Below are 21,307 nucleotides of genomic sequence, written 5' to 3' on the forward strand. Positions count from 1 at the left end.
ATGGAACGCGTGAGTACGTCGCGTGACACCGGTTCCACATCCGGAACAGCCACATCCGGAGCAGCCCCGTCCGGAGCGGTCCCGTCCGGACCCGCCCTGTCGGTTGCGTCGATCGACGCGGCCGCCGAGCGGATCGCGCCGGCGGTGGCGCGCACCCCGCTCGAACCGGCTCCGCGGCTGAGTGATCTCGTCGGCGCCCAGGTCTTCCTGAAGCGCGAGGACCTGCAAACGGTGCGCTCGTACAAGATTCGCGGCGCCTACAACGTGATGGCGCAGCTGTCCGAGGATGAACGCGCGCGGGGAGTCGTGGCCGCCAGCGCCGGTAACCACGCCCAGGGCGTCGCCTTCGCGTGCCGGTCGATGCAGGTGCGTGGGCGGATCTACGTACCGACCACCACACCCAAGCAGAAGCGCGACCGAATCCTCTGGCACGGTGGGGAATTCGTGGAGCTGCATGCGGTGGGTGACACCTACGACGCGGCGGCGGCCGCCGCGCAGGGTGACGTGCTGAGCACCGGTGCGACCTGGATCCACGCCTTCGACGATCCGCGCACCGCCGCCGGGCAGGGCACCATCGCCAAGGAGATCGTCGAGCAGCTCGGCGGCGCGCCCGACGTCATGGTCACCCCGGTCGGCGGCGGGGGCTGCCTGGCCGGGATCGCCACCTACCTGCACACGATCTCGGAGTCGAGCACGATCGTCGGCGTCGAACCGACCGGTGCGGTGTCGCTGGCCGCCGCGCTGGCCGGCGGGGGACCGGTGACCCTCGACGAGATCGACCCGTTCGTCGACGGGGCATCGGTCAAGCGGATCGGCGCCCTCGGCTATCGGGTGATGGCGGATCTGAGGTCGTCGGTGACCGCGCATCCGTTGCTGGGCCCCGCGCCGAAGGTCCCGGTGCTCCCGGACGAGCCGGTGACGCTGCGGCCCGGTGCCGCGCACATCACCCACGTCGACGAGGGTGCGATCTGTTCGACGATGCTCGATCTCTACCAGAACGAGGGCATCATCGCCGAACCCGCCGGAGCACTGGCGGTCACCGGTCTGGCGAAGCTGGATCTGCCCGCCGGCGCGACAGTCGTCTGCCTGGTCTCCGGGGGCAACAACGACGTGTCGCGCTACGGCGAGATCATCGAACGGTCGCTGGTGCACCGCGGTCTCAAGCACTACTTCCTGGTCGATTTCCCCCAGGAACCCGGGGCGCTGCGCCGCTTCCTCGACGAGGTCCTCGGACCCGACGACGACATCACCCTGTTCGAGTACGTCAAACGCAACAACCGGGAAACCGGGGCCGCGCTGGTCGGCGTACAACTCGGCAGTCCCGACGGCCTCGCCGGCCTGATGGACCGGATGGACCGTTCGCGACTCAATTGTGAACGGCTCGAACCGGATTCACCGGCGTATCGTTACCTGACCTGATTCGGGCCGCCGGCGTCACTGCGACGGCGTACGCCGACCGACGATCACGTTGTGCCCGCTGCTGCCGATCCCCTCGTCGGTCACTGTCGGCGCCTCCCACGACAACACCGGATGCAGGGCGATCGGCACGGTGACCTCGTGGTCGGCGAGGACCGCCACCACCGACCAGTCGGGTTCCCGATGCATCGCGAACCAGCCGGCCTGTTCGTCGAATTCGATTCGCACCGAGGCGAAGTCGTCGCGGGCGAAGGTCGGTTCCTGCTTTCGCAGTGCGATCAGCGCCCGATAGAACCGCAACATCCGGGCGTGGGAATCCCGGTCGAGTTCGGACCAGTCGAGCTTCGACCGCAGAAAGGTCTGCGGGTCCTGCGGATCGGGGACGTCGTCGACATCCCACCCGTGTTCGGCGAACTCCGACCTGCGTCCGTTGCGGGTGGCCTCGCCGAGTTCGGGTTCGGGGTGCGAGGTGAAGAACTGAAACGGGGTGTCGGCCGCCCACTCCTCACCCATGAACAGCATGGGGGTGTACGGGGACAACAGCACCAGCGCCGCCTTGATGGCCAGTTGCCCGCCGTCGAGGTACGCGCTCGGCCGGTCACCGACCGCGCGATTGCCGATCTGATCGTGATCACAGGTGTAGGCGACCAGCGCGGTGGTCGGAACCTGGTCGGGGATCGGCCGGCCGTGGTGTCGGCGCCGGAACGATGAATAGGTGCCGTCATGAAAGAAGCCGCCACGCAGCACCTTCGCGAGCGCTGCGTAACTGCCGAAGTCGGCGTAGTAGCCCTGCCGCTCGCCGGAGACGGTCGTATGGATGGCGTGGTGGATGTCGTCGTCCCACTGCGCGGTCAATCCGTATCCGCCCGCCGAGCGCGGCAGGATCATCCGGGGATCGTTGAGATCGGACTCGGCGATCAGCGACAGCGGCCGGCCCAGTTCCTCGCTCAGCGCATCGGTGGAGATCGCCAGGGCCTCCAGGAGCGGAACGGCACGATGGTCGACGAGCGCGTGCACCGCGTCGAGTCGCAGCGCATCGACGTGGAACTCGCTGAACCAGCGCAGGGCATTGCCCAGGATGTAGCGTCGCACCTCGTCCGAATCCGGTCCGTCGAGATTGAGTGAGGCACCCCACCCGGTCGACCCGGCACCCAGATACGGACCGAGGTCCGGCAGGTAATTCCCGGACGGTCCCAGGTGGTTGTAGACGACGTCGAGGACCACCCCGAGGCCGCGGGTATGGCAGGCGTCGACGAATCGGGCGAAGGCGTCAGGGCCGCCGTAACTCTCCTGCACCGCATACCAGCCGACGCCGTCATAGCCCCAGTTGTGGGTGCCGTTGAAGGCATTCACCGGCAACGGCTCGACGAAGTCGACGCCCAGTTCCACCAGGTGATCGAGCCGGTCGATGGCCGAGTCCAGGGTGCCGTCCGGGGTGAACGTACCCACGTGCATCTCATAGATCACCGCCCCGCGGACGCTGCGCCCCGCCCACTGCGCGTCATGCCAGATCGACTCGTCGACGACGTGCAACGCCGAGCGGCCGTGCACCCCGTCGGGCAGCCGGGTCGAGCGCGGGTCGGGGATGGGCGTCGTCGCATCGTCGACGAGGAGGCCATACCGCAGTCCGGCCGTGTCGAGTCCCCCCGTGTCGAGTCCGGCCGTGTCGAGTCCGGCCACCGACGCCGCGTCCATCCGGAACCACCCGTGCCCGTCGGGCACCATCGGCACCTCCACGCGCGGCGGTGAGCCGGCATCCGTACCGGCCCCCGGCCCGGTGAACACCGCGGTCAGCCGGTCGGCGGCCGGTGCCCAGACCCGGATGTCGGCCGGGACGCGCGGGGGAGCGAACGGCGACGCGACGAACCCTGACACAAAACTGTCGGGCCGTTTCGTGTGTTTCGGATGACTTTGGTCGTCCGTCCCAGTTATTGTGACGTCGTCCACATGAGGGTGACAGCTCGCCGGGCGATCGGACCGTTGTTCGTTCACCCGCTTCAAGGTATTGGGTTCGGCGGATCACCGCAGGCCAGGCGTGCTGTGACCAACTGCATAAGCGGTGGCGCGGGGTGCTGTATATTACTGCGGGCCACGCCTGCCATGGGGGGCGCGATGGTATTCGGACGATGCAGGGACGGGTATTGAGCACAGAGACGCAGGCCTCGCCGCACGGTGAGGAGGCGCCGCCGAAACGGCGGGGGATGGTGTCCTCGTGGTTTCATGACCACGTCGTCGCCAGCTTCGATACCTTCGGTCGTCAGCTCGCCATGTTCGTCGAGGTCTTCAAGGTGCTCGTCGAGGACATCGTCAAACGACGGTTCCCCTTCGGCGAGTTCATCCGCCAGTGCGCGTTCATGTCCAGCACCTCGGTCTTCCCGACGTTCCTGGTGGCCATACCCATCGGCGTCATCGTCTCGATCCAGGTGAGCAACATCGCCGGACAGATCGGTGCGACGTCGTTCTCCGGTGCGGCCACCGGCCTGGGCGTCATCCGGCAGGGTGCCCCACTGGTGACCTCGCTGCTGCTCGCCGGTGCGGTCGGGTCGGCGATCGCCGCCGACCTCGGCTCCCGGACCATCCGCGACGAGATCGACGCGATGCGCGTGATGGGTGTCAATCCCGTACAACGCCTCATCTCCCCGCGACTGCTCGCGACCATGGTGGTCAGCTTCCTGCTCTGCGGCTTCGTCTGCTTCGTCGGATTCATCACCGGTTACGTCTTCAACGTGTACTTCCAGGGCGGCACCCCGGGCAGCTACACCGGCACCTTCGCGTCCTTCGCCGGGGTTTCGGATCTGTCGTTCGCGCTGGCCAAGTCGGTGATCTTCGGTGCGATCGTGGCGGTGGTCGCCTGCGACCGCGGCCTCAACACCAAGGGTGGTCCGGCGGGCGTGGCGAACTCGGTGAACGCTGCCGTCGTCAACTCGGTGCTGCTGCTGTTCACCGTCAACGTCGTGCTCACCCAGCTGTTCGCCATCCTCGTCCCGGCGAAGGTGGTGTGACATGGCCGCCTCCCGGTACGTACCCCCCGTTCTGCGGCCGCTCGCGGCCACCAAGGTCGTCTACGAGGGTCCGCGCGACGCGCTGGTCCAGATGGGTCACCTCATCACCTTCCTGGTGCGCTCGATCGGCGCGGTGCCGATCGCGTTCACCCACTACCGCAAGGAGGTGTGGCGGCTGCTGGCCGACGTCGCCTGGGGCAACGGTGCGATCGTGGTCGGCGGCGGCACCGTCGGCGTGATGGTGATCCTCGGCGTGATGGGCGGCGCGACCGTCGGCATCGAGGGCTACACGGCGCTGAACCTGCTGGGTATCTCCCCGGTGACGGGTGGCCTCTCGGCCTTCGCCACCACCCGTGAGATCGCCCCGCTGCTCGCCGCGACCGCCTTCACCGCCCAGTCGGGATGCCGCTTCACCGCCCAGCTGGGATCGATGCGGATCAGTGAGGAGATCGACGCGCTCGAATCGATCGCGATCCGTCCGCTGCCGTATCTGGTGACCACCCGGATGTCGGCGGCGGTACTCGCGATCGTCCCGCTCTACTCGGTCTCGCTGGCCGCCAACTACCTTGCCTGCCAGGTGATGTACCAGCTGCAGAGCGGTAAGGGCGCCGGCGACTATCTCGCCTATTTCGACTCGTTCATCCTGTCCACCGACATGCTGTACTCCTTCATCAAGGTCGTGGTCTTCGTGCTGCTGACGACCTTCATGCAGTGCTATTACGGGTACTTCGCCTCGGGCGGACCCGAGGGGGTGGGCGTCGCCGCGGGACACGCGATCCGGTTGGCGATCATCGTCATCGTCTTCGCGAATCTGGTCATGACGCTGGTGTTCTGGGGAACATCACCCGGCATCAAGATCTCGGGATGAGGGGGAACCGATGCTGATCGCCACCGACGGCCGCAACCCCTCGCTCGTGCAGTACTTCCTGCGTGGGCTGGCGTTTCTGATCGTGCTCGTCATCGTCTTCGTGCTGCTGTTCATGCGGTATCAGGGCGTGTTCACCTCGACGGTGTCGGTCTCGGCCAAGCTCACCGACGTCGGCGACGGGCTGACCACCGGCGCCGACGTCCGCTACAACGGATTCATCGTCGGCAGGTGAAAGGTGTGCAGGCCTCCGACGAGACGGGCGCCAAGGGCATCGCGCTTCGCCAGGTCGACATCGACGTGCTGCCCGAGCAGGCCGAGGGCATCCCGGCCAATGTCACCGCCCGCACCGTCCCGTCGAATCTGTTCGGCGTGAACTCGGTGGAACTCGTGCCGCCGGCCAATGCGTCGTCGGATCACCTGTCCTCCGGTGCGTCGATCCCCGCCGACGCGTCGCTGCCCACCATCAAACTGCAGGACGCCCAGAATCAGCTGCGCACCTTGCTGCAGGCGGTCCCGCCCGAACAACTCGCCGGTGTCCTCGGCACCATCGCCGACGCCCTCAACGGCGGCGGCCAGACATTCGGGCTGTTCGTCGGCGTTCTCGACAACTACTTCAAGACCCTCAACGCGCAGTTCCCACCCGGGGCGCCGTCGGGATTCGAGAACTTCGACAACTCCGTGCGCGGCCTGTCGGAATCGGCGCCGGAGCTGCTCGACGCCCTGGGCCGCAGCGTGATCCCGGCGATGACGGTCACCGAGAACCGGGACAATCTGACGGCGATCCTGTCGGCCGGGCAGGGATTGACCGACGAGATCCAGGCGCTGTTCGCCGCCAACGGTGATGCCGGCAAGGCGGTCGTCGCCGACGCGAACCGGATGCTCGGTGCGGCCGTGTACGAGCCGAATTCGCTGCCGTATGCCCTGACCGCGTTGAACAATCTGGCGGCCCGGGTGCTGACCGTGTTCACCGGTGTGAACGGGCACCCACAGCTCAACATCGGGGTGAGTTTCTCGGCCTTCCAACGCTATACGCGACAGAACTGCCCGGTGTACAACGGTGGACCGTACGGCCAGACCCGCGGTCCGGGGTGCGTCGGTCCGGGTACCGGTACCGGCCCGACCAGTTCGGGTCCGTTGATGGTGTACCCGCAGGGTGGGATGCGTCAGATGACCTTCCCGGCCTCGGTCACCACCGCCGCCGACAACCGGACCCTGAGTGCCGCACTGAATCGCACGCCGACCGCCGCCGACACCCTGATGCTCGGGCCGCTGGTGCAGACGGTGTCCACCGAGACCGGAGGCGGGCGATGAGCGCGGGCGCCACCACCATCCGTAAGCCGTTGATCGGCTTCTCGCTGTTCGCGGTCATCGCGTTGTTGCTGACCTACATCATCTACTCGACGCTGGAGCGGTCGGTACCCGGTGAGACCCACGGGTACACCACCTACTTCCGCGATGCGTCCGGCCTCGCCAGCGGTGACGACGTGCGCATGGCCGGCGTGCGGGTGGGCCGGGTCAGTTCGATCGACCTCGACGACGGCCGCGCCAAGGTGACCTTCGAGGTCCAGACCAATCAGCCGATGTACACCACCACCAAGGCGGCCATTCGCTACCAGAACCTGATCGGCCAGCGCTACCTCGCGCTCAGTCTCGCCGACGGGGACGCACAACCGCTACCGGTGGGATCGGCACTCGAGCAGCCGTCGGAGGACTCCTTCGACGTCACCAAATTGCTCGCCGGATTCCAGCCGGTATTCGAGACGCTGACGCCCGAGCAGATCAACGACCTGTCCAACGGTCTGGTCCAGGCCTTCCAGGGCGACACGGTGTCGCTGTCCTACACCGTCGCCCAGGTCGGCAAGTTCGCCTCCGACATGTCCAACCGTGATGTGGTCATCGGCGCGATCATCGACAATCTCAGCGGAGTACTGCGTGACCTCGCCCGCCAGGGAGATCAGGTCAGCACGCTGATCGACAGCCTCAAGGCCGTGATCGAGAACCTCAACTCGAACTCGGCGGCCCTGGGCACCGCGGTCACCCAGATCGGTCAGACCGCATCCGGATTCGCCGACGTGCTCACGCAGACCAGTGGCAACCTCGCCGCGGCGGCGACCTCGGCCAATCAGGCGACCGCCACCCTCATCGGGGAGGGCGCCAAACTCGACGGACTGGCCACCAACCTGCCGATCTTCCTCGGACACTTCCCGCTGGTTCTCGGAGAGGGCGCCTACCTGAACATCTACGCGTGTGACCTCGACATCGCGATCGGCGACGTGCTGTTCCCGCCCGGGATCATCAACAAGATCGGCGGCACCCAACACTCGGTGGTGTGCCGATGAGAAGCCGCATGCGCCGCAGCTTCGACCGCAACCGCCGACTCTGGTACGGCCTCGGCGGTGCGATCGTCATCGTCGTGCTGATCCTCGCGATCACCGGGATCGGTGAGGCCGACCTCGGGAAGAAGACCTACACCGCGGATTTCGCCCAGGCCGGCGGAATCCGGCCCGGTGACAAGATCCGCGTCGCCGGCATCGACAAGGGTGAGGTGGCCAGCACCGAACTCGCCGGCAATCACGTCCACATCGTGATGAAGGTCGACAACGACGTCGTGGTGACCTCCAACGGCTCCGCCGAGATCAAGATGTCGACGCTCCTCGGGCAGCGCTACATCGATGTGTCCCTGGGCAATTCGCCGGACCTCGCACAGGACGGGGTGATCACGGAAACGCGCGTGCCCTATGACCTGAACAAGACCATCGAGGAGGGCACCCCGATCCTGCAGGGTGTCAACGACGAGGACTTCGCGCAGAGCATCAAGACGCTCAACACCCAACTCGCGGGCGCTCCGGCGGTCACCAAACCCACCCTCGATGCGCTCACCCAGATGTCGGAGATCATCACCAACCGCAAGGACCAGATCAATCAGCTGGTCGCCGACACCAAGTCGGTCACCTCGATCGTCGAGGACTCCCAGACCTAACTCGCGGTGATCGTCGGGCAGGGGGCGCAGTTGGCGCAGAAGATCGTGGCCCGGCAGGCGCTGGTCACCCAACTGCTCGACGGCATCGCCCAGATCACCGAGCAGGCCCAACTCGTCGCCGCCGACAACGCCAACCAGTTCGCGCCCATCATGGCCAACCTCAACACCATCTCGCAGGGTCTGGAAAAGAACCGCGACAACCTGCGCAAGATGCTCGAGGTGTTGCCGGTGACCGCGCGCCTGACCAACAACGTGATCGGTGACGGCCCCTACGCCAACGGCTACCTGCCCTGGGGCATCTTCCCGGACAACTGGCTCTGCCTGGCACGGGTGGTGGACGGATGCTGACCGACACAGTTCAGACGGGTGTGAGCGCGGACGGCGCCGCACGTCGGCGCACCGGTCAGCGCCCGGCGACCCTGATCGCGATGATCCTCGTCGCCGTCGGCGCGCTGTCGGGATGCTCGCTGATCCCGGCGAGCTGGACCGTCGCGGCCGATCAGGCCATCGAGATCAGCACCTACTTTCCCAACACGGCGGGTCTCTACACCAGCAATGACGTTGCGGTGCTGGGCATGCCGGTCGGCCAGATCACCAAGATCGAACAGCAGGGCAGCCGCGTCAAGGTGACCTTCACCGTCGACAAGGACGTGCCGATCCCGGCCGATGCGCAGGCCGCGATCGTCAACACCTCGATCGTGACGACCCGCCACATCGAACTCACCCCCGCCTACACCGGTGGCCCGAAACTCGCCGACGGCGCGGTGATGCGCAAGGAGGGCCTGAGCCCCGTCTCGGCCGGTGATCTGTTCGACGCCGTCGACAAGCTGGTCACCTCGCTGTCCGGCGATGCCCCCGGCGAAGGCCCGGTGGCCGACCTGATGGACATCACCACCGGCATCACCGAGGGCAACGGGCAACGCCTCCAGGAGGCCATCGACCAGTTGGGGAGTGCCTCGCAGATCGTCTCCGGCAACGGTGACGGCCTCGTCGACATCATCAAGTCGGTGCAGACACTCACCGCCGCATTGGTCGCGAACTATCCCAAGATGAAGGCGTTCTCGAGTTCCATCAACGACGTGAGCGAGATGCTGGGTCGGCAGTCGCCGGGTCTGGTGGCCACCCTCGGCGACCTCAACCAGGCGCTGCTCAACACCTCGGAGTTCCTGCGCAACAACAGCGGGACCATCAGTGCGTCCTCGGCGCGGTTGGCCGCACTCGCCGAGAACCTCAGCGACTTCTCCCGACAGGTCGTCGAGACCATCGACCTCGGGCCGCTGCTGTTCCAGAACCTGAGCAACTCGGTGTCGGCGGAGCAGGGGGCGTGGCGCGCGCAGGTGCTGTTGGACAAGTCGCTGATCGACACCCAGTTGCTGTCCCAGTTCTGCCGGGCCATCAATCTGCAGAAGAACGGATGTCAGACCGGCCAGCTCCAGGACTTCGGTCCGGACCTGGGGATCTTCAACGGGCTACTGGAGTTGAGCAAATGAGCCGCCGCCTCTGGTCGCCCGACGTCGCCCGGCGCCGCCGCTGGGCCCGCAAGTCCCTGCTCACCGGCATCGTCGCGGCGATGCTGGCGGTGTCGGGTTGCGGTGTGCTTCCCGGCCTCACCGTCGAACAGATCCCGCTGCCCGCACCGGGCAACCTCGGCGAGACCATCGAATTGACCGCGAGTTTCGACAACGCGCTCAATCTGCCGACCCGGGCCAAGGTGAAGCTCTACGGCAGTGACGTCGGTCAGGTCACCGGGATCCGCGCCGACAACTACCAGGCCATCGTGACGATGGACGTGAGCACCAGCGCCAAGGTCCCGGTCGGCACCGGAGCCGAACTGCGCCAGGCGACTCCGCTCGGTGACGTCTTCGTCGCGTTGCTGCCGCCCGCGGCGGCGCAGGGCCGCTACATGGCCGACGGGGACACCCTCACCGGCCCACGGTCGGCGGCCGCCACGGTGGAGGACCTCTTGATCAGCATCAGTGGACTCGTCGACAGCGGATCGCTCGGGTCGACCCAACAGATCCTCACCGAGCTCAGTGCGGCCGTCTCGACGAGTCCCGATGACCCGCAGGAGCTCAACGGCGCCATCGAGGGGATGACCACCGCGATCGTGAAGCTGAACCAGAACGCCGCGGCCGTCGACCGGTCGATGGCCAACACGCGGGTCCTCACCACCGAGTTGTCCGACGGCCGCGCCCAGATCATGGCGTCGATCAACAAGTTGGCACCGGCCTTCAACGTCATCAACGATCAGATGCAGCTCATCCTGACGACGCTGGACAAGACCAACACCGTCACGGCGGCGACCAACGACTTCCTCACCAACGATCGTCAGAACCTGATCGACCTGGTGGATCATCTCGCCAACGTCCTGGCCCAGTTGAACACCGCGGCACCCACGCTCGGCGGTCTCGCCGACAATCTCGCGGTGCTGACCCCGAAGTGGGTCAAGGCGACCAGTTCCAGTGCGGCGGCGCTGTCGGCGAAGGTGTACTACCTCAATCCGGGGGCCGGATTCGATTCGGCCAGTAGACTTCCCGAACTCGGCGATCTCGACTCGGCCGGTCAGTCGCTGCAGCAGACGCTGCAACGTCTGATCGCCCGCCTCACCGCCACACAGGGGTGCTGCGGATGAGCGGGATCTTCGGTTTTCTCCGTAAGCACTCGGTGCTGCTGGGCAACCTCGCCCTCATCGGGGTGATGCTGCTGGGGCTGTCCTACCTGGCCTTCGGTGCCCTGCGGTGGCAGCCCTTCCAGGGGCACTACGGCCTGACGATCAACTTCCCGGTCTCCGGCGGTCTGCAGGACACCTCGCGGGTCACCCTGCGCGGAGTGGAGATCGGTGACATCGAATCCATTCACGTGCAACCGGATTCGGTGCAGGTGAAGGTGTCCATCGACGACGACGTGAAGATCAACCGCAACACGATCGTTGCGGCGCTGGGACTCTCGGCGGCCGGTGAGCAGTACGTCGACTTCCAGCCCGCCACCGCCGACGGCCCGTATCTGGCCGACGGGGACACCATCAACGTCAACCAGACGCAGACGACGGTGCCGTTCCCGCAGTTGCTGGAGACCTCGCTGGGGGTGATCGACCAGATCGACCCGACACAGTTGACCGTCGTCGTCGACAACCTCGACGTCGCCCTCAACCCCGACAGCGAGACCAATGACCTGCGGGTGCTCTTCGACGCGGGCGGCACCATCTTCGCCGACCTGTACCGGGTGCTGCCCCAGACCACCAAGCTGATCCAGCAGACCGGCACCATCTTGCAGACGACGGCACAGATCCAGCCGGACCTCGCCGGCACCGTCAACGCCACCAGCGAGATCGTCAACGCCGCGGTGGCCTCCGACCGGGAGATCCGCACCCTGCTGGGCAAGGGCCCGCAGCAGCTGACCAGCCTCACCGGGTCATTCAACGAGATGCAGGACCCGCTCACCGATCTGCTCGGCCAGTTCCGCGACATCGCCCATCAGGGTGCGCTGCGGGCGCCGGCGATCGTCAATCTGCTGCCCTCGATCCGGGACGCATCGATCAAGAGCCTGAGCATGTTCCACGACGGCGCCTGGTGGGCATTCGGGTCGATCTATCCGCGGCCCTACTGCGACTACCCGATCACGCCGACGCGGCCGACCAAGATCCTCGAACTCACCGTTCCGACGAATCTGTACTGTGTCACCGAGGATCCCAACCAGCAGATCCGTGGCTCGGCGAACGCACCGCGACCGCCGGGTGACGACACCGCCGGGCCGCCACCGAACTACGACCCGAATGCGCGCACGGTTCCGCTGGACAAGTGATCCCCGAGAACAAGTGACATCCATCGTGCGGACGGAAAGCTGTGCATGACAGGCGAGAAGAACGACGGCGAGAACAACGACGGGGACCCCACCATCGACACCACCACCAGTGACGCCGACACCACAGACCCCGACACCACAGATGCCGACACCGGTGACGCCGACGGCTCGCCGACACAGCAGGTCTCGAAGGCGACGGCATCCCTGACGAAGGCGCAGGGTAAACCCGTTCCGCGGTCCAAGACCGCCAAGGCCAAGCGCACGTCGCCGGCCGCCGAGGGCGTCGCCGCCGCCGATTCCGACGCTGCCGCCGATGACCTCGAGACGTCGACTGCCGACACGGTCCCGTCGTCGGCGCCCGCCGACCGGGACACCAGCAAGGGCACGGGCAAGGGCAAGGAGTTCTCGATCACCTTGTCCTCGCGCTCGCTGCTGCGCGTGCTCGGGGCGATCGTGGTGGCCGCCCTGATCGCCGGAGTGGCGGTACTCGGATGGCTGTACTACTCGGATCAACAGCGACTCAAGGCTTTTGACGCGTCCAAGCAGGTGTCCGAGCAGTTCGTGACGCAGCTGGTGACGACGATCAACCCGGGCAACACCGACAAATACAAGGAGATCCTGGGTCCGCTGTCGACCGGGGCTCTGCGGTCCCGGCTGGAACAGGATCGCGCCGCCACCGAGCAGAACAGTCAGGCGCTCGCCATCGAGGCGACCTCGAAGATCGTGTCGTCGTCGGTGGCATCCTTCGACACCGACACCGCCAAGACCACGGTGATGGCCGAGGTGACCGCACGATCGGCGCAGATCCCCAACGGCGAGACCCGCCTGATGATCTTCATCCTCGACCTCCAGAAGGTCGACGGCAATTGGCTGGTGTCGGACTTCAGCGGGCCGCCCGGAAGTGAGAAGAGCGGCGTCGTCGATCCGTCGCAGTCCCTGCCGGGGCAATCCACGCCGAGCTCGAGCGCACCGGCACCGGCCCCGACCCAGACCGAGACGCCTGCCCCGACCCCGGCCGGGTAGCGGGCGCGCCGCGGCCGGCGAGCAACGGGTCAGGGACGATCAGCGGGTCAGGATCGCCACCGGCGCGACGGCACGGAGATCCGCGATGCTGACCGAGCCGGAGTGGGTGGCGCCCGACACCGCATCGACCCAGTCGCCCGGCGGCAGCGTCAGCATCGTCTTCGCGCCGTCGGGTGGCAGCAGACTGTGGGTGAATCGACTCGTCGCGACGATCACGCGAGGGTCGGCGTCCCCGGCGACACCGCGGCCGAACGCGATCACGTGATCCGATGCCGGGCCCTCGGCCAGGATCGGCCGGTAGTCGCCATCCGGTCCGAACGCGGCGGCATGGGTCGACCGGACACCGAGCGCGGCCTGTACGAGTCGGACCTTGGGATGGTCGGTCGAGCGGCGGTAGTCCACCGGTCGTCGATTGTCGGGATCGACCAGCGAGTCCTCGAACCACTCGGTGCCCTGATAGATGTCCGGCACCCCGGGGCCGAGAAGGGCGATGGCCTTGCGCGCCAAGGACTCCTGTTCCCACGCCGACGCCAGCCGGGAGACCAGCCCGGTGATCACCTCGGCGGGCTCGCCGGTGGTGATCGTGTCGATCCAGGTGGACAGTGCCGACTCGAACTGCTCGTCGACCTCGGTCCAGGTGGTTTTCAGAGCGGCCTCGCGTGACGCCTTGCGGGCGTAGTCGACGAGTCGGGTCCGCAGTTCGTCGGTCACCGCGCCATCGGTCGGCCAGACGCCGATGATGTTCTGCAGCAGGAAGTATCCGGTGAAGTCGTCGGGTGGCGGGGTCGCCGCCCAGATCCGGCGGATGGTCATCGACCATCGCTCCGGGACCTGCGCCAGCAGCGCGATGCGTGCGCGGACATCCTCGCCGCGCTTGGTGTCATGGGTGGAGCTCGCGGTCATGGCACGGGACCACTGCTGCGCACGGGTCACGTTGTGCCGGTGGAAATCGTGCAGGGACAACGCCGGATCGGCCGGATCGGCACCCACCTCCTGCGCGGACACCAGCCGTGCGGTGCGATAGAACAGGCTGTCCTCGACGCTCTTGGCGGTGACCGCACCACAGGTCTGGGCCAACCTCGACGTCGCCGCACCCGGGGTCTCGGTGGTGCGGATGATCAGCGCCATCGAGTCGGCGAGGTCCGGGCGTCGGGCGACGATCGCGTCGGCCGCGGTGACCAGGCGGGACCGCAACGACGGGTAGTCGGCGCGATACACGCCGAGGTCGGCGATGAGTTCGCCGACCGCATCGGCCACCGACGCCGCATCGACACTCGGATCGGAATGGGTGATGGCACGGACGAGACGTCGGTGCTCGGCGGGAAACATGGTCGCCAAGGTGGTGATCTTGCGACTGCGTTCGGTCGCATGCAGCCACCGGGCATCACCGGCCACCCCGGTGACGTGTTCGTGGATCTCGCTGAGTTCGACGATGCCCGACGGGGCGGTGAACAGCGCCTCGATGACCCGTAACTGGTCGTAACCGGTGGTGCCGTCGACGGGCAGCGTCGGCTCGAGCGCCTCGTCGGCGGCGAGGATCTTCTCGATGTAGAGCAGTCGATCGGCGCCGATGTCGCCGCGGAGGCGTTCGAGGTAACCCATCGGATCCCACAGGCCATCGGGATGATCGACGCGGACACCGTCGATCAGATCGGCCTCGAGGAGATCCCGGAGCCACGCATGCGTGGCGTCGTACACCGCGGGGTCCTCCTGGCGGAGACCGGCGAGTTCGTTGACGGTGAAGAACCGTCGGTACCCGATGAGGCCCGAGTCCCACGGAACGAGCCGATAGTGTTGGCGCGCATGCACTTGCGCGGGTGTTCCGCCCAGGGTGCCCGGGGCGGTGGGGAAGGCGTGGTCGTGATACCGGAGGATGCCGTGCGCGTCGACGGTCAGCGGCGTCAGGTCGCCGTCGGAGGCGAGCACCGGAAGTGCGAGTGCCCCGTCGGCGCCGTTGTCGGAGGAGAAATCGGCGTCGAAGTACGTCGCATAGCGTGATCCCGCACCGTGGCGCAGCAGATCGGCGAACCACGGATTCCGCAGGGCCACCGCCACTCCGGTGTGATTGGGGACGATATCGATGACGATTCCGAGCCCGAGTACCGACGCGGCCGCCCGTAGTGCCCGAAGTCCCTCGCGCCCACCGAGTTCCGGTGCCACCTGGGGTGGTGGAACCCAGTCGTAGCCGTGCGTCGAGCCGGGCATGGCCGTGCCGATCGGTGACAGGTACACGTGACTGACGCCGAGGTCGGCGATGTGCTCGAGGATTCCGATGACGTCGGCGAATCCGAAATCGGGCGTCAGTTGGACACGGTAGGTGGCGATCGGTTCCGGGCGCGTGACCATCGATCAGCGTTTGTTTCGCAGGACGACGAGTGATCGGGCACGCACCGCGAACGTGCTTCCGCCGCCGACCGACTCCAGATCCGACACGCCGGTCGGGCTGGCGGTGTTGAGTACGCCGTGCCAGCCGGGGCGCAGGATCGAAGGCAGGGTGAACTCGATGTCCTCGTAGTGGGCGTTGAGGCAGATCACGAAGTGGTCATCGAGGATGCGCTCACCCCGCTCGTCCTTCTCGGCAATCCCGTTGCCGTTGAGGAAGACTGCGAGACTCTTGCCGAATCCGCTGTCCCAGTCGGCGGTGGTCATCTCCTGACCCGACGGGGTCAGCCACGCGATGTCGAGCGACTGATGACCCCAGCGGATGGGTTTGCCGGCGAAGAACCGGCGGCGCCGGAACACCGGATGGGCCGTGCGCAACGCGATCGCCCGCCGGGTGAACTCGAGCAGATCCGCGTTCTCCTCCGCGAGAGTCCAGTCCATCCACGACAATTCACTGTCCTGGCAGTAGACGTTGTTGTTACCCATCTGGGTTCGGCCGATCTCGTCGCCGTGGGCGAGCATCGGGGTGCCCTGCGACAGGAACAGCGTGGCCAGGATGTTGCGTTGCTGCCGGGCGCGCAACTCGAGGATCTCCGGGTCGTCGGTGGGGCCCTCCACGCCACAGTTCCAGGAACGGTTGTGACTCTCCCCGTCGCGATTGCCCTCACCGTTGGCCTCATTGTGTTTCTCGTTGTAGGACACCAGGTCCCGCAGCGTGAAGCCGTCGTGTGCGATGACGAAGTTGATGCTGGCCAGTGGTCGGCGCCCGGTGGCCTCGTACAGATCCGACGATCCGGTCAGGCGGGAGGCGAACTCGCCCAGGGTGGCCGGCTCACCCCGCCAGTAGTCGCGGACGGTGTCACGGTACTTGCCGTTCCACTCGGTCCACAGCGGTGGGAAGTTGCCGACCTGGTAGCCGCCCTCCCCGACGTCCCACGGCTCGGCGATGAGCTTGACCTGACTGACCACCGGATCCTGCTGCACGAGATCGAAGAACGCCGACAGGCGGTCGACGTCGTGCAGTTCTCGCGCCAACGTCGACGCCAGGTCGAAGCGGAAACCGTCGACGTGCATCTCCAGCACCCAGTACCGCAGCGAGTCCATGATCAGCTGCAGCGTATGCGGATGACGTCCGTTGAGGCTGTTGCCGGTTCCGGTGTAGTCCATGTACATCTCGGCGTTGCCGTCGACGAGGCGGTAGTAGGCGGCGTTGTCGATCCCGCGGAATGCGACGGTGGGGCCGAGGTGGTTGCCCTCGGCGGTGTGGTTGTACACCACGTCGAGGATCACCTCGATACCCGCCTTGTGGAACGCCCGTACCATCGCCTTGAACTCGGTCACCGCGCTGCCCGGCTGTGCGTGATTCGAGGCGTAGTCGGCATGCGGGGCGAAGAACCCGAAGGTGTTGTACCCCCAGTAGTTTCGCAGCCCCTGATCGAGCAGCACGAAGTCCTGCATGAACTGATGGACCGGCATCAGTTCGATGGCGGTGACACCCAGCGATTTGAGGTGATCGATGATCACCGGATGTGACAGTCCCGCGTAGGTGCCGCGGAGGTTCTCCGGGATGCCCGGATGGGTCGCCGTCATCCCCTTGACGTGGGCTTCGTAGATGACGGTCTGGTGGTAGGGCAGGCGCGGTGCGCGATCGTTCTGCCAGTCGAAGAACGGGTTGATGACCACCGACAGCATCGTGTGACCGAGCGAATCGAGTTGGGGCATCGACGGACTCGGCTCGGGGTCGTGGTATTCCGGCGTCGGCGGGATGGCGGGCTCGGGTTCGACGATCTCCTCGTGTGCCACCGGTGGATCCGCCGTCTCGATCACCACGTCGGGCGCGGTCGCCTCGTCGGCGGTGGTCTCGTCGTCGGTGGTGGTGTCGTCGTCGTCCGTCGCGTCATCGGTGTTGCCGTCGACCGCCGGGTCGTCGACTTCCGTTGCAGCCGAATCGGTGTCGTCGGCAGTGGTGCTCAGCGTCTCGGCCGGGGCGTCGCCCGCGTCGTCACCTGCGGAAGTCGTGACGTCCGCCTCGTCGCCCACGCTCAACGGTCCCCCGACCTCCGCGGCCTCGTCGGAGGCGGGAGGCTGATCGGCATCCACCGACACCGGTGTTCCGGGGTCGTAGACGGGGATCTCCTCGGTCGCCGAGGGGTCGGTGCCGGGCAACGGATAGGAGAACAGCGATGCGTCACCGTCGAACTCGCCGTGAAAAGCCTTGCCGTACGGGTCGAGCAGCAATTTGCTCGGGTCGCACCGCATACCGTTGGCCGGATCGTAGGGGCCGTGTACGCGGTATCCGTAGAACTGGCCGGGGCCGACGTTGGGCAGGTAGCAGTGCCAGCAGTACCCGTCGACCTCCTCGAGTCGGATGCGGCGCTCGTTGCCGTCGCGGTCGATGAGACACAGGTCGACCGCCGTCGCGATCTCGGAGAACAACGAGAAATTGGTGCCCACCCCGTCGTAGGTGGCGCCGAGCGGGTAGGCCTGCCCCGGCCAGACGTCGATCGGATCGGGTTCGGGGGCGACCAGCGGCTCGGCCTGCTCCGGTGCCTTGACCGGACTCTCGGTCGGGTGGGGTGCGGTGCTGGTGCTCAGCGGTGCGGCAGTCGTCGGGGTGTCCGTGATGACGGCGGCGGGTTCGGGGGATGGTGCGGGAGTGGGTTCGGCGTCCGGGACCGCGGTTTCTTCTGGGGCCGCGGCTTCTGCCGGGGCGGATTCCGGCTCGGGCCGGGTCGATTCGCTCGCGGTCTCGTCCTCGGTCGGCGGGGTGACCTGCTCGGCGTCGAGCGCGTCGCCGCTGGGATCCTCGGCTGCGGCGGCCTGCCCGGTCATCGCTGCCTGGTCATCGCCGGTGGATGGTGCGGACGTCTCCACCTTCGGTGAGTTCATTCCACGACAGTAGTCGCGATGGTGTCGGCGTTCATCTCGGAACGGTCTGCGTCCGGGCGTACGTGATACCCGTCCCAATCGGGACTCCCGAGTTGCGCGATCAGGGATCGTGATCGGTCGTCCAGGGCAGGGCGCGGCCCAGCCGGCGGCCCAGACCGTCGGTGAGGCTGCGGACGTAGGTGGCGCTCAGATGATGCCAGTCCTTGTAGACGATGATGTTGCCGACGATCGCGGGACACCGGTTCGCGTCGCACAGGCCGTCGGAGAGGTCGAGGGCGTGAAAACGGCGGTTGCGCTGGGCGTATCCCGCCGCCGGGTCGATCCGGTCGAGTGCCTCGGCACGGTCGGTCCCACACGTGTCGGCGGTCCCGCCGTCGGCCAGGCAGGTCGGGGTGTCGATCGCACCGTCGGGGCCGTGCGGCCACGGGGTGTCGCGGAGTCCGATCACCTCGATGCCGGCGTCGGTGAAACGTTCGAACACCGGTGGGTAGGTGGACGGCATGACGTCGCCGGGGGCACCCACACGCGGCCTGGTCGAGGTGGTGACCACGGCGTCCGGGCGGTCGGCGACGATCCGGTCGACCACGCGCCGCGACCAGTCGCGGCACTGCGGGTAGGGCACCCCGTTCTGCAGTCGGGGTGTCCGCTCCGTTGACAGGGGACATCCCATCTTGAGGTACGTCGTGACCTTGAAGTGGTGCCGTGACCCCAGCAGATCCAGGGCGGTGATCCACATCTCCGCGTGCGATCCACCGGCCAGTGCGATGGTCCGTGGGGCGGTGGGGTCGCCGTATACCCCGACGTGGATACGTGGATCCTCGAAATCGCTCATGACGCCGTCGGTCGAGGTCGCCGGAAAGTCCTCGATGACCTCCAGCGGGCTGGGTTGCGGCTCGACGGCCGGCACCGGAACGCCGTCGAGCAGGGCCCGGGCTCCCGGATACAGCCGCGGGTCGAGATCGGCGGTGTCGACGTGGACGGCGGCGACGTGCTGCGACCACAGGCGCACGCCGACTCCGCCGGCGACGGTGAGGATCACCAGTACCGTCGCCAGCACCGGGGCGTAGCCGAGATGGCGACGTCGCGCTGAGGTGGCGCGACGCGACGGGTCACCGTGCACCCGTCGTTCGTGCACCGGTCGTTCGTGCACCGGTCGTTCGTTCCGCAGTAAACCTTCACGCAGTGGATCCTCGATGTATCGCTTGGTCAGCCACGCCAGCATCACCGAGGCGGTCAGCACCGCGGCGCCGGCGAGGATCGACGCGTGATCGGTGCCGCGCCACGAGAGATAGAAGATCAGCAGCGGCCAGTGCCACAGGTACAGCGAGTAGGCGATGGCGCCCAGCCACACCGGCCAGGGTGAGGCGAGCGCCCGGCTGAGGAGGGGCGGTGAGTCGTCGACGCGGGCGTGCCGTCCGCGTGGTGGGCGCTGCGCGGCTCCCGCCCAGATGATCACCAGTGTCGAGCCGACCGGAACGAGTGCCCACGGGCCGGGGTAGGAGGCGACGCCGTCGATCCACCACCCGCAGGTCAGGATCAGTGTGAGCGCGATGGCAGCGGCGACGGTCCGCAGCCATCGTGAGACCCGCCAGGTCGGCATCCACACCGCCAGCAGTCCGCCGGCCAGCGGTTCCCACAGTCGCGACAGGGTGTCGAAGTAGTTCCACTGCTGATTGACGTCCATCCGCATCGTCGCCCACCAGAACGACACGACCGCCACCGTGAGTACCGCGACGCCGACGATCGTCCGGATCGTCGCCGGCCGTGCGAGCGGCGCGAACAAGCGCGCACCGACAACGATCGCGCCGGTGCCTGCCAGCGCGGCCAGCAGGGTCGCCAGGAAGAACTGGCCCTGCACCGACATCGACCAGATGTGTTGCAGCGGACTGTTCGCCGAGCTCGCCGCGAGGTAGTCCTGGGAGTTCAGGGCGAGGTACCAGTTCTGGTAATACAGCGCACTCGCGGTCAGTTCCTGTCCGATCGCGTTCCACCGGGTCTGCGGCAGGATCACGATCGTCAGGACGAGGACGGCGAGGAGCACCGTCGCCAACGCCGGGAGCAGCCGCCGGCCCAGGCGCGCCAGCCGGGGCCATGGGTTGACCGCGGCACCGAGGGTGATGTGGGGCTGCTGTTGGGCGTCGATGGCGTGGCGCAGCAGGGAGCCGACGAAGAAGTAGCCCGACAGGGTCAGGAAGACGTCGACACCGCCGGACACCCGGCCGAACCAGACGTGGAACACCGCGACAAGGGCGATCGCGATGCCCCGGAGGCCATCGAGATCGGTGCGGTGAGCAGAGGTGGTGCGAGCCACGGTGGGCGGAACGGCTTTCGTCGAGACGGTGGTCGCCTCTCGACGCTAGCGGTCCGCGGGCACCTGCGCTCCGGATCGGCGGCGCGCGCCGTCGAGTATCACCTCGAGGCCGTCGCCGAACTCGGTGTCGAAATCGCGGCCGGACGGGCCGGTGACGCCGAGCCGTTCCATCTGGGCGCGGGTCTGTTCCTCGATGGTCAGGCCGATGACGAGCTGGCAGATGGCGGTGGCGACCGCGCGTGCATCCCGTTCGTGCAGGTCGCCGCCGGCGGCCGCGGCCGCGATGTCGTCGGCGACCGCGCGGTCGGACAGGCCGCTGGCCCAGCTCGAGGAGACGACCTCGGCGCTGTCGGGCACGCGCAGCAGGGCCGCGCGCATTCCGACGGCCAGGGCCCGTAGGCGCTGGTCCCACGGCTGCGCCGGATCGGGGCGGGCGACCTCCGACAGCAGGTCGTCGGCCAGTGCGGCCAGGAGTGTCTGTTTGTTGGGGAAGTGCCAGTACAGGGCGTTGGGTCGGACGCCGACCTCCGAGGCGAGGCGGCGCATCGTCAGATCCGCCAGGCTGTGGTGGATGAGCACGTCACGGGCGGCGGCGAGGATGTCGGCGCGGGAGTTGCTCACAGGCACAGGGTAGA

General features: G+C 67.2%; 13 protein-coding genes and 2 pseudogenes. 10 read left to right on the forward strand and 5 right to left on the reverse strand.

Going from position 1 to position 21,307, the window contains the following annotated elements; all coding sequences use genetic code 11:
* Positions 1–1,419 (forward strand): threonine ammonia-lyase IlvA, encoded by a 1,419-nt coding sequence (ilvA, locus tag ABLE94_RS03600; RefSeq protein ID WP_348808067.1) that lies wholly within the window; start codon positions 1–3, stop codon positions 1,417–1,419.
* 15 nt (positions 1,420–1,434) lie between these two features.
* Here ilvA and treZ read toward each other — a convergent pair whose 3' ends face one another.
* Positions 1,435–3,291: a malto-oligosyltrehalose trehalohydrolase gene (gene treZ / locus ABLE94_RS03605; protein WP_348804054.1), complete on the reverse strand. Its 1,857-nt coding sequence runs from the start codon at positions 3,289–3,291 to the stop codon at positions 1,435–1,437.
* 326 nt (positions 3,292–3,617) lie between these two features.
* Between treZ and ABLE94_RS03610 the strand changes: the two genes are divergently transcribed.
* The 9 genes and pseudogenes from ABLE94_RS03610 to ABLE94_RS03650 all read left to right on the forward strand — a co-directional run bounded on the left by ABLE94_RS03610 (position 3,618) and on the right by ABLE94_RS03650 (position 13,090).
* Positions 3,618–4,418 (forward strand): MlaE family ABC transporter permease, encoded by an 801-nt coding sequence (locus tag ABLE94_RS03610; RefSeq protein WP_348804257.1) that lies wholly within the window; start codon positions 3,618–3,620, stop codon positions 4,416–4,418.
* Between the two features lies 1 nt (position 4,419).
* The gene (locus ABLE94_RS03615) at positions 4,420–5,286 is read left to right on the forward strand and encodes an ABC transporter permease (protein WP_348804053.1); all 867 of its coding nucleotides are present in this window, start codon (positions 4,420–4,422) and stop codon (positions 5,284–5,286) included.
* Between the two features lie 10 nt (positions 5,287–5,296).
* A pseudogene (locus ABLE94_RS03620) lies at positions 5,297–6,597 on the forward strand (MlaD family protein).
* The gene (locus ABLE94_RS03625) at positions 6,594–7,625 is read left to right on the forward strand and encodes an MlaD family protein (RefSeq protein WP_348804050.1); all 1,032 of its coding nucleotides are present in this window, start codon (positions 6,594–6,596) and stop codon (positions 7,623–7,625) included. Before ABLE94_RS03620 ends, ABLE94_RS03625 begins: the two are co-directional and overlap by 4 nt.
* Before the next feature lie 8 nt (positions 7,626–7,633).
* A pseudogene (locus tag ABLE94_RS03630) lies at positions 7,634–8,614 on the forward strand (MCE family protein).
* Between the two features lie 80 nt (positions 8,615–8,694).
* Positions 8,695–9,756 carry an MCE family protein gene (locus ABLE94_RS03635; RefSeq protein ID WP_348804256.1) on the forward strand — a complete coding sequence of 354 codons (1,062 nt, stop codon included), beginning with the start codon at positions 8,695–8,697 and terminating at the stop codon, positions 9,754–9,756.
* On the forward strand, positions 9,753–10,898 hold the full coding sequence (locus tag ABLE94_RS03640) for an MlaD family protein (RefSeq protein ID WP_425476126.1): 1,146 nt from the start codon (positions 9,753–9,755) through the stop codon (positions 10,896–10,898). The genes ABLE94_RS03635 and ABLE94_RS03640 overlap by 4 nt, the downstream gene beginning before the upstream one ends.
* Positions 10,895–12,067, forward strand: a complete 1,173-nt coding sequence (locus ABLE94_RS03645; protein ID WP_348804049.1) for an MlaD family protein — start codon at positions 10,895–10,897, stop codon at positions 12,065–12,067. The genes ABLE94_RS03640 and ABLE94_RS03645 overlap by 4 nt, the downstream gene beginning before the upstream one ends.
* Positions 12,068–12,112: 45 nt before the next feature.
* On the forward strand, positions 12,113–13,090 hold the full coding sequence (locus tag ABLE94_RS03650) for a YfgM family protein (RefSeq protein WP_348808068.1): 978 nt from the start codon (positions 12,113–12,115) through the stop codon (positions 13,088–13,090).
* Positions 13,091–13,129: 39 nt separating this feature from the next.
* On the opposite strand, the gene treY is transcribed toward ABLE94_RS03650, so the two are convergent.
* The 4 genes from treY to ABLE94_RS03670 all read right to left on the reverse strand — a co-directional run bounded on the left by treY (position 13,130) and on the right by ABLE94_RS03670 (position 21,293).
* A complete protein-coding gene (gene treY, locus ABLE94_RS03655; protein WP_348804047.1) occupies positions 13,130–15,436 on the reverse strand; it encodes a malto-oligosyltrehalose synthase in 2,307 nt (768 codons plus the stop codon).
* Between the two features lie 3 nt (positions 15,437–15,439).
* A complete protein-coding gene (glgX, locus tag ABLE94_RS03660) occupies positions 15,440–18,361 on the reverse strand; it encodes a glycogen debranching protein GlgX (RefSeq protein WP_348808069.1) in 2,922 nt (973 codons plus the stop codon).
* Between the two features lie 100 nt (positions 18,362–18,461).
* Complete coding sequence (locus ABLE94_RS03665; protein WP_348808070.1) at positions 18,462–20,672, reverse strand: acyltransferase family protein; 2,211 nt, start codon at positions 20,670–20,672, stop codon at positions 18,462–18,464.
* Positions 20,673–20,717: 45 nt separating this feature from the next.
* Complete coding sequence (locus ABLE94_RS03670) at positions 20,718–21,293, reverse strand: TetR/AcrR family transcriptional regulator (RefSeq protein ID WP_348804044.1); 576 nt, start codon at positions 21,291–21,293, stop codon at positions 20,718–20,720.
* Positions 21,294–21,307 lie beyond the last annotated feature (14 nt).

This window comes from Gordonia sp. VNK1, assembly GCF_040049135.1.
GTDB lineage: Bacteria > Actinomycetota > Actinomycetes > Mycobacteriales > Mycobacteriaceae > Gordonia > Gordonia oleivorans.

Bases quoted from the DNA above. Each gene is read 5' to 3' on its own strand.
- ABLE94_RS03645 (WP_348804049.1), top strand. From the start codon at position 10,895: ATGAGCGGGATCTTCGGTTTTCTCCGTAAGCACTCGGTGCTGCTGGGC.
- ABLE94_RS03650 (WP_348808068.1), top strand. From the start codon at position 12,113: ATGACAGGCGAGAAGAACGACGGCGAGAACAACGACGGGGACCCCACC.
- ilvA (WP_348808067.1), top strand. From the start codon at position 1: ATGGAACGCGTGAGTACGTCGCGTGACACCGGTTCCACATCCGGAACA.
- ABLE94_RS03625 (WP_348804050.1), top strand. From the start codon at position 6,594: ATGAGCGCGGGCGCCACCACCATCCGTAAGCCGTTGATCGGCTTCTCG.
- ABLE94_RS03615 (WP_348804053.1), top strand. From the start codon at position 4,420: ATGGCCGCCTCCCGGTACGTACCCCCCGTTCTGCGGCCGCTCGCGGCC.
- ABLE94_RS03610 (WP_348804257.1), top strand. From the start codon at position 3,618: ATGGTGTCCTCGTGGTTTCATGACCACGTCGTCGCCAGCTTCGATACC.
- glgX (WP_348808069.1), bottom strand. From the start codon at position 18,361: ATGAACTCACCGAAGGTGGAGACGTCCGCACCATCCACCGGCGATGAC.
- ABLE94_RS03635 (WP_348804256.1), top strand. From the start codon at position 8,695: ATGATCCTCGTCGCCGTCGGCGCGCTGTCGGGATGCTCGCTGATCCCG.
- treY (WP_348804047.1), bottom strand. From the start codon at position 15,436: ATGGTCACGCGCCCGGAACCGATCGCCACCTACCGTGTCCAACTGACG.
- ABLE94_RS03640 (WP_425476126.1), top strand. From the start codon at position 9,753: ATGAGCCGCCGCCTCTGGTCGCCCGACGTCGCCCGGCGCCGCCGCTGG.